The sequence below is a fragment of the Streptosporangium sp. OZ121 genome, assembly GCF_051918885.1.
GTDB lineage: Bacteria > Actinomycetota > Actinomycetes > Streptosporangiales > Streptosporangiaceae > Streptosporangium.
On record NZ_JBPXMC010000029.1, the window covers coordinates 105,589 to 113,178 of the forward strand.

The 7,590-nt window shown below is 66.9% G+C and carries 8 protein-coding genes and 1 pseudogene; 4 read left to right on the forward strand and 5 right to left on the reverse strand.

Annotation, left to right across the window (positions count from 1 at the left end):
• Nucleotides 1–218 precede the first annotated feature (218 nt).
• Complete coding sequence (locus ACTOQ1_RS35155) at nt 219–1,121, reverse strand: HIT domain-containing protein (protein WP_440072291.1); 903 nt, start codon at nt 1,119–1,121, stop codon at nt 219–221.
• Nucleotides 1,122–1,151: 30 nt separating this feature from the next.
• Entirely contained in the window at nt 1,152–1,496 is a 345-nt protein-coding gene (locus ACTOQ1_RS35160) for a RapZ C-terminal domain-containing protein (protein WP_440072292.1), read from the reverse strand.
• Nucleotides 1,497–1,591: 95 nt separating this feature from the next.
• On the opposite strand from ACTOQ1_RS35160, the gene ACTOQ1_RS35165 reads away from it, so the two are divergent.
• The 3 genes from ACTOQ1_RS35165 (at nt 1,592) to ACTOQ1_RS35175 (ending at nt 3,517) form a co-directional block, all read left to right on the forward strand.
• Complete coding sequence (locus ACTOQ1_RS35165) at nt 1,592–2,428, forward strand: alpha/beta fold hydrolase (protein WP_440072293.1); 837 nt, start codon at nt 1,592–1,594, stop codon at nt 2,426–2,428.
• Nucleotides 2,421–3,008, forward strand: a complete 588-nt coding sequence (locus ACTOQ1_RS35170) for a TetR/AcrR family transcriptional regulator (protein ID WP_440072294.1) — start codon at nt 2,421–2,423, stop codon at nt 3,006–3,008. The genes ACTOQ1_RS35165 and ACTOQ1_RS35170 overlap by 8 nt, the downstream gene beginning before the upstream one ends.
• 68 nt (nt 3,009–3,076) lie before the next feature.
• Nucleotides 3,077–3,517: an SRPBCC family protein gene (locus ACTOQ1_RS35175; protein WP_440072295.1), complete on the forward strand. Its 441-nt coding sequence runs from the start codon at nt 3,077–3,079 to the stop codon at nt 3,515–3,517.
• A gap of 256 nt (nt 3,518–3,773) precedes the next feature.
• Here the strand turns inward: ACTOQ1_RS35175 and ACTOQ1_RS35180 are convergent.
• Nucleotides 3,774–3,893: pseudogene (locus ACTOQ1_RS35180) on the reverse strand (transposase); the annotation flags it as partial.
• Nucleotides 3,894–4,233: 340 nt separating this feature from the next.
• Between ACTOQ1_RS35180 and ACTOQ1_RS35185 the strand changes: the two are divergent.
• Nucleotides 4,234–4,731, forward strand: coding sequence for a hypothetical protein (locus ACTOQ1_RS35185; RefSeq protein WP_440072296.1), 498 nt, complete (start codon nt 4,234–4,236; stop codon nt 4,729–4,731).
• A gap of 332 nt (nt 4,732–5,063) precedes the next feature.
• On the opposite strand, the gene ACTOQ1_RS35190 is transcribed toward ACTOQ1_RS35185, so the two are convergent.
• Together ACTOQ1_RS35190 and ACTOQ1_RS35195 are read right to left on the reverse strand one after the other, a co-directional pair.
• Complete coding sequence (locus ACTOQ1_RS35190) at nt 5,064–6,281, reverse strand: GNAT family N-acetyltransferase (RefSeq protein WP_440072297.1); 1,218 nt, start codon at nt 6,279–6,281, stop codon at nt 5,064–5,066.
• 158 nt (nt 6,282–6,439) lie between these two features.
• Nucleotides 6,440–7,590 (reverse strand): golvesin C-terminal-like domain-containing protein (locus ACTOQ1_RS35195; RefSeq protein WP_440072298.1); only part of this gene is annotated, 1,151 nt, incomplete at its 5' end.

Here is a 7,590-nt window from a genome sequence, read left to right on the forward strand (position 1 = left end):
GCTGGCCTACCTCACCGAGGAACTTCATGGTGCGGCCAGCGCGCTGGCAGTCGGCGGTGGTCCGGGACTGCTCGGCCCGGCGCCGTAACGCGGCCGGGTCCTTCTTCTCGCTGTTCCTCACCCGGTGTTCTCCTATGTCTCGTGCCGGGGTGCGGGTGAGAGGATCCAGGCGTGTCCGGGGCCAGTAGGAACGGCCCCGGACACGCTCACATACGTGATCACGGGTGTCGTCTTTTCGTGATCGCGAGGGCTGCGGTGACGGTGGCCGCGAGGGTCGTCTCGACCGGGGCGCCGTACCGGTAGGCGACGTAGATCAGGTATCGGTTGCGCTCAGGGGAGGGGCACTGGCTCGGCGCGCCGAGCACGGCCCGGCCGGTGGGGGCGTCCAGGCCCCATTCGACGTTCGTGGTCATGCCCGGGAGGGTCTTCATGTCCCTGGGGACCCAGAACAAGATGGCGTCGGCGGCGCCCCGGGCCGCTGACTCCCAGTCGACCTGGTGCTCGTAGCGCTCGGCGCGTCGACGCCCTCGGGACTCGGGGCACAAGACGGTGAGCGGCTGGTCTCCGTCCCACTGCGCGGCCAGCTCGGTGATCGCGTCCGGTCGCCAGGACGGGACCGGGGTGGCCTTGTCGGGGGTCGGCCCGGCGAGAAACACCGAGGGCCCGGCTGGGATGGGTTCCCTGGCGCACACCAGCCGGATGTTGGCCGGGACCTCCCCGAGGGTCCAATGCGGTTGAGCCGCGGCGGCCTCGGCGGCGGCCTTGCGTGCCGCCGCCTCGTGCTGCGGCGTCCAGGGCAGCGGCAGCTCGTCGCCCTGGCGGCGGGGGACGACGTGGACGTGCAGATGGAACACGGTCTGCGTCGCCGCCGCCCCCTTGGACGTGATCACGTTCACGTCGTCCATCCCCGCGGCGAGCTCGGCGGCCCGCGTCATCACCGCGCCGGTGACGGCCGGGTCCACGCCGACGTCGGCGACATGGGTGCGCGGGATGACGACGACGTGCCCGGCGGTGGCGCCACCGGAGCGGGGGGTGAAGGCGATCGCGTCGTCCCAGTCGGCGACGATGCGGGCGGGGGCTCGGCCTGTGGCGATCTCGCAGAAGGTGCACTCGGCAGTCATGGTCAGGCTCCTTCGGTCCTGAGGGCGTGGTTACGCGACGACGGGGTTGGTGATGTCGAGGTGGTCGACCTCGACGCCGTAGCCGGCCTCGCGCAACCAGACGGCGACCTCCTCGGCCACGGCGACCGACCGGTGTCGGCCCTCCCTGCAGTAGACGTGCGCGTGCACGATCCGCCTGGTGGGGTTGCCCCAGTGCTCGACGAGGGTGCGCAGCTGGTCGGCGGTGCGGCTGACGATCTCCAGGGCGCCGGGGGTGTCGAGCACGTAGGCGCGGACTTCCGGGTCCAGTCCGGTGAGCTGCACCATCCGCTCGCGTACCTCGGGGTCCTCCGGCGGGTTATTGGCAGAAACGCTCGTTCGCGTTGTCCCCTGCACCCCATCACCTGAGAGGTGACGGCCATCACATTGACTCGTTTAACTAATGCCGCTAGCTTTTAGCTACTGAAGTTAGCAAATCCATGGAGGACATCGTGACCGAGTACCTGAGCATCGCCGGCAATACCATCGCCTACGACGTGACCGGAGAAGGGCCCCTGGTCGTCCTCGCGCACGGCATGGGCGACAGCCGGCACTCCTACCGTTTCATCGTTCCGGCCCTGGTGGCGGCCGGGTACCGGGTGGCGAACGTCGACATCCGCGGCTGTGGTGACTCCGGCCTCGACTGGGACGGCTACAGCCGCACCGACATCGCCGGTGACCTGGTCGCCGTCGTGCGCCACCTCGGAGGGCCGGCAGTGATCATCGGGCAATCGATCAGCGGCGGTGCGGCGACCATCGCGGCCGCCACGGCGCCCGACGTGATCACCGGGATCATCGAGCTGGCCCCCTTCACCCGCAAGCAGTCGGTCCCTCTGGGCGGGCTGCTTCGGGTCAAGCGCTACCGGGCCGGCTCCACCCAGCTCGGGATGACCATGCTCCTGGGAAGCCTGTCGGCCTGGAAGAAGTATCTCGACCTGGCCTACCCCACCAAGCCCGCCGACTGGGCCGGCGAGCTGGGCCGAATCGACGCCAAAATGAGCGAGCCCGGCCGGATGAAGGTCCTGCAGGCCATGTGCAAGAACGCACCGACCGACGCCGGCGCCCAGTTGCCCAACGTCACCTGCCCGGTCCTGATCATCGAGGGCGGCCTCGACCCCGACTGGGCCGACCCGCGCGCCGAGGGCGAGAAGATCATCGCTGATCTGCCCGCCGGCCTCGGGGAACTGGCCGTCATCGAGGGCGCCGGTCACTACCCGCACGCCCAGACCCCCGACGAGGTCCTCGCACTGGCCCTGCCGTTCCTGGCCAAGACCCTGGCCAATGCCTAGGGCCGGGCTGAGCCCGGCGTCGGTCACCGAGGCCGGGGCCGCCCTGGTCGACGAGATCGGGTTCGAGAACCTCAGTATGGGCCTGCTGGCCGAGCGTCTCGGGGTCAAGACCCCCTCGCTCTACAGGCACGTCGCGAGCCAGGCCGACCTCGCCCACCGGATCGCCGTCCTGGCCATGACCGAGCTCGCCGACGCCATCCGCGACGCCACCCAGGGACGTTCCGGCAAAGAGGCCCTCGTCGCCGGGGCGCACGCGATGCGGAGGTACGTGCTGGAGCACCCCGGCCGGTATGCCGCCGGCAACGCCGCCATCGTCACCGGGCCCGATGACCCCCTGGTCCCGGCCATCGGTCGCGTCATCGCCTCCTGGACGGCCATGCTGCACGGGTACCGGCTGGACCCCGACCAGGAGATCCACGCGCTGCGGATGCTACGCAGCATCCTGCACGGATTCTCATCCCTCGAAGCGATCGGCAGTTTCCAGATCAACACCGACGTCGACGACAGCTTCACCTGGATGCTCGGCTTCATCGACCAGGGCCTCAAAGCGAAATGGCCCGACCTGATTCCAGCCCACTGACCTGCTCACTCGTCCTCATTCAGTCATCGTCACCGTTGAGTTCCGTCGAACCGTTGTGGAGGGTAGTCATGAGCTACGTCATCAAGACCGAGGTCGACATCAACGCCGGCAAGGAAGCGGTCTGGGACGTCCTGGTCGACTTCCCCCGCTACGGCGAGTGGAGCAACTTCTCCCGTGTCGAAGGAACGGCCCAGGTGGGAAACAGGCTCTCGATGAAGATGCCCGGCTTCTCCTTCAGGCCCACCGTCACGGTCGCCGAACCGGGTGAGCGGTTGCAGTGGTCCGGCACGCTCATCTCCGAGCGGCTGTTCCTCGGCCGGCATTCGTTCATCCTCCTGGCCAATCCGGACGGCACCACCCACCTCACCAACCACGAAGAATTCTCCGGCGGCCTGACGACCCTGATGCAGCGCTTCATGAAGCAGGGCGGAGACAACGGGTACACCGCCTTCAACGCCGGCCTCAAGCGACAGGTCGAAGACCGCGCCACGCGGCAGAACCGCACCTGAAGTACCCCTCCCATCCCTCTCACGGGGGACCTGGAGGGGGTACTCGTCGGGGACGACCGCAGGGTGCTCGGGTTCCTAACGTTGACCTCAGGACGATCAGCCCGATCGAGTCTGACCTCAGGGAGAATCCGATGAAGAAGACCGCATTCGTCTCCGCACTGCTGGCCTTTTCCAGCGTCGCCGCGATCACCGCGGTCGGCACGTCCGCCGAAGCGGCCAAGCAGGCCGCCGCCCCCGCGATGACGGCTTCGGCCGCGACGGTCGCCGGGCTGATTCCCAGGTCCTCGGCCACCGAGGCCAGCGTCCGTCCCGGATCGGACAGGTACAACGCGACGGCGTCCGCCTTGAACTCCGGCGGATACGACTTCATCGCCACGCGGAACTCCTTGTCTCCGGATTTCCATCATCCGGCACTCAAGGTGTCCACGCATCGGGGTGAGGGCCCCTGGACGGACGTGACGACGTGGACCTCTCAGGTCCGCCGGCAGCTGTCGGATGTCGTCACGGGGGCGAACGGGCATCCTCGACCGGCTCGACGAGCATCCCCGGCACCGCTGAAACCGCGTCCCTGACGCCCTGGCCCCTCGCCGACGTCGCCCGCCTTCGTGTTGTGTGTCGTTTGACCGTTGAGGAACCCCAGGTCGGCAGGGGGGCGTACCGATGTGTGAAAGCCGATGGGGTGAGCCTGTCGGAGAGCTTCACCATAGGAGTACACAATGCGTAAGATCTGGTCGATTCTCACCTTGGCCCTGGTCGCCGGCGGCCTGCAGGCGGCGCTGGCCGTGCCCGCCAGCGCGGACACCCGGGCGGGCGTGACCGGCGGCAACCTGATCGTCTCCGCCTCCGCCAACGCGAACGTCATCACCCTCAACTCCAACGCCAACGGCGACATCATCCTCAAGGACACCGGCGACGTCGTCGCGGCGACCAGGGGCTGCCTGAAGGTGGGGGAAAAGAAAAACGAGGTCATCTGCTCGGGTGTCACCACCGTCCAGATCAACCTGGGCGGTGGCGACGACAAGTTCACCAACCACATCGCCCTGAAAGCCGTGAACACCATCGTGCGGGGCGGCACCGGATCCGACACCCTCATCGGCGGCACCGCCTCCGACACCCTCATCGGCCAGCAGGGATCCGACGTCCTCAATGGCAACGGCGGCATCGACACCTGCGTCGGCGACGCGGCCGACACGAAGGTGAGCTGCGAGCGCTGATCCCCTTCCGGCCCCCTTCAGGGGTCCGGCTCGCGCGGAACTCTTGGCCCATCGCGTCCGCGCGGCCGGCGTCGACCACCATCACATCCGCCTGCCCCGGATGTTCACCTCCAGGTGAAACGGCTACGGCCCGTCCCGGCACGCGCGGGGACGGGCCGTAGCTCAAGAGTCAGTTGTGGACCGGGCAGGCCACCGGGCACACGCACGTCTTGAGCCACGCGACCTCCCACGCCTCGACGCCACATGACCGGGAGGGCCTTGACGAGGCCCTCCCGGCCGGTTCGGTGTCCTTGCTCGTTCAGTGATGGAGAAGTTCTGCGAACCGCCCGTCTTTACATTGTAGATTTATTTCTCTTCGGGCTGCTTGATACGGACCGGCTGGGGCCGATTCGGTAGATGCCGGGCCGGCTGATCTCCATGAAGGTTTCCGGTGCTCGCAACGGCGTGAAGCCCCGTGAGAGATAGAGGCCGTGCGCATCGCGAGTGGCGAGCAAAGCCCGGCGAACCGTGGTGAACGCCGGATGTGCGGTGACAGCCTCGACGAGTGCCTTCCCCAGGCCCTGGCCTCGGTACTCGTCCAGAACATAGACATCGGCCAGATAGGCGAAAGTGGCATGGTCCGTGATGAGCCGAGCGAACCCGGCTTGCGCGCCGGCCTCGTCATACAGCCCGAAGCACAGAGAGCGGCTGATCGATTCTGCCACCAGGTGACGCGGAATGCCTTCCGCCCAGTAGGAGCGGGTGAGGAACGCGTGCACGGCGTCGATGTCCAGACGCGAAACGTCAGACGATATCTCGAACCTTCCCTGCCCGGTGTCAATCATGATCGACGTCTGTCTCGCCTTACGGCCATCGAGCCAGTCCTTGACCAGCCGTGCCGCCAGCGCACGAGCCGCGTCCACGACGGGCAGGTGAGGGTCGGCGTGACGGAGGACGCCTGACACGTCCAGACAGGCGACGATGACCGCGTCCACCTCACCGACCTCATCAAGGCACCGGAACAGCCGGGTCCACGTGGCGGCGAAGGCGGCGGGATCGGTCTCTGCTTTGACCATCTCCTGGAGGGCGTCGATCTGCGGTTGCCAGTTCGGCTCGACGACGTTCAATCCGCGTCGCGCCGCCGCGTCCTGGTACAGGCCGGATTCGGCCAGGGGGCGCGACGCGGCGATCGCCACGGTGCGGGTTTCGGCAGGCAACGCGTCGAAGGCCTCAGCGACGATGTTGAGCAGCGGCACACTGACCGATCTGGTCAGGCGGGGAAAATACATGTGCACCGAGTTGCAGGCGATGGCGATCACGTCGGCTCCGGCCTTCTCCAGGTGCCGCAGACCCTCGATCGTGGCGGCTTCGACGGCATCGTGGTCGACGTCTCGGTCGTGGAAGAACGGCGCGGGCTGGGAGACGATCACCATCTTCGGGAAATCGACATCGTCGTGAGCTCCGTACTGAGTGCGGCACTCGGCTACGACCAGCTCGATGAACGGTCCGGTTGACGCGGGGCCCATCCCGGCCAGTATCCCCAGTGTCGGTCGGTGCATCTTGACATCCATTCCGTACGAGCGTCCGCATAGCCTCTCGAGCGGCCACGACGGATTCGGTTCGATCGAGCTTCGTGTTCTCCAGTACGCGAGCAACCCGATCGGCGGATCGTAAAACGTAGGGGGCCTCTCCGGACACGGCCCGTCCCGGAGAGGCCCCGTGGAGAGGATCAGTCCTGGTGGGGGGCGATGACGATGGCGTCGGCGACGAGGTTTTCCAGGGTGGGATCATCGGGGGTGGCGATCGCGTTGGTCAGGCGCACCCGTATCGGATGGGTCGGATCGAGGTCGAACCCGTACTTGCCCAGGTTGGTCCAGCCGTCGGTGGCGGCGACTTGGTCGACGATCGCCGTCTCGTCACCGAAGGCCGTGTTGATCTTATACGTGGCACGCCGATCGAAAGAGGGCTTACCGGAGGGGAGACGCACCCAGATGTCGTACATGCCTCGCTGGGGAACAGCTGCTCCATCAAGCTTCCACGCCAGCTCGGGAGCGTTTTCTCCCGTCAGGTGCCAGGACCTGAGAAGGTTGGATCCGACGCAGTCTCCACAGAGGACGCCGCTCCAGTTTCCGGTGATGACGTCGGCGTGCTTGGCGTCGATGACCGCCGTGTAAGCCAGGGTGTTGAGGAAGGCGCTCTCCTGGTCACGTTTCTTGTCCTGGTCGCCGAGTCTTTGCAACCACGCCGTCCAGAACTGAGCGAAAGTGGCCGGAGTTTTCCGGCGGAAGGTGTCGATGATGGTGGCGAAGGAGTACACCGAGCGGTCGGCGAACCCATCGTGCGCCTCGGAGGGTGACAGGTCGTACATGTCCCACAGCACCCCCGCCACTCGACCTTCGACCTGTGGGCCGTCATCGCAGCGGAGAATATCCTCCGTCCCCGAGAAGGTGCAGTTCTCGATGTTCTGCCATACCTCCAACCCGTACCGGTAGGGACGCGCGCTGGAGCCGTGGCCGTTCTCGGCGGTCACCGATATCCAGTGCGCGAAACCTTCCAGCAGGGCGCACTTCGGCGCTGAAGGCCTCCCGAAGAAATGCGAATTCAGGCAGCTCGGATCGGCGAACTTGATGAAATCGGCGCCGTAGACGTCGTGCATGAAGGCATGGCCGATCTCATGCTCGGCGGTACTGGTGCCGGCCTCCGCGAATTCCAGACTGATGGTTCGAGTTATCGGGTTGTAGTTGCTGACCACGCCGTCGGCGACCAGGTCGATGTCCAGGTCACCGAGGCCGAGGCCGAGGGTCAGGTCTTTGACGTTGTAGGCGGCGCGGTAGGCCAGGGCGGCGGGGGTGGTGGCCGGGTGGGTGGTGGGGGCGCCGG

Bases quoted from the DNA above. Each gene is read 5' to 3' on its own strand.
- ACTOQ1_RS35190 (WP_440072297.1), bottom strand. From the start codon at position 6,281: ATGGATGTCAAGATGCACCGACCGACACTGGGGATACTGGCCGGGATG.
- ACTOQ1_RS35155 (WP_440072291.1), bottom strand. From the start codon at position 1,121: ATGACTGCCGAGTGCACCTTCTGCGAGATCGCCACAGGCCGAGCCCCC.
- ACTOQ1_RS35175 (WP_440072295.1), top strand. From the start codon at position 3,077: ATGAGCTACGTCATCAAGACCGAGGTCGACATCAACGCCGGCAAGGAA.
- ACTOQ1_RS35170 (WP_440072294.1), top strand. From the start codon at position 2,421: ATGCCTAGGGCCGGGCTGAGCCCGGCGTCGGTCACCGAGGCCGGGGCC.
- ACTOQ1_RS35185 (WP_440072296.1), top strand. From the start codon at position 4,234: ATGCGTAAGATCTGGTCGATTCTCACCTTGGCCCTGGTCGCCGGCGGC.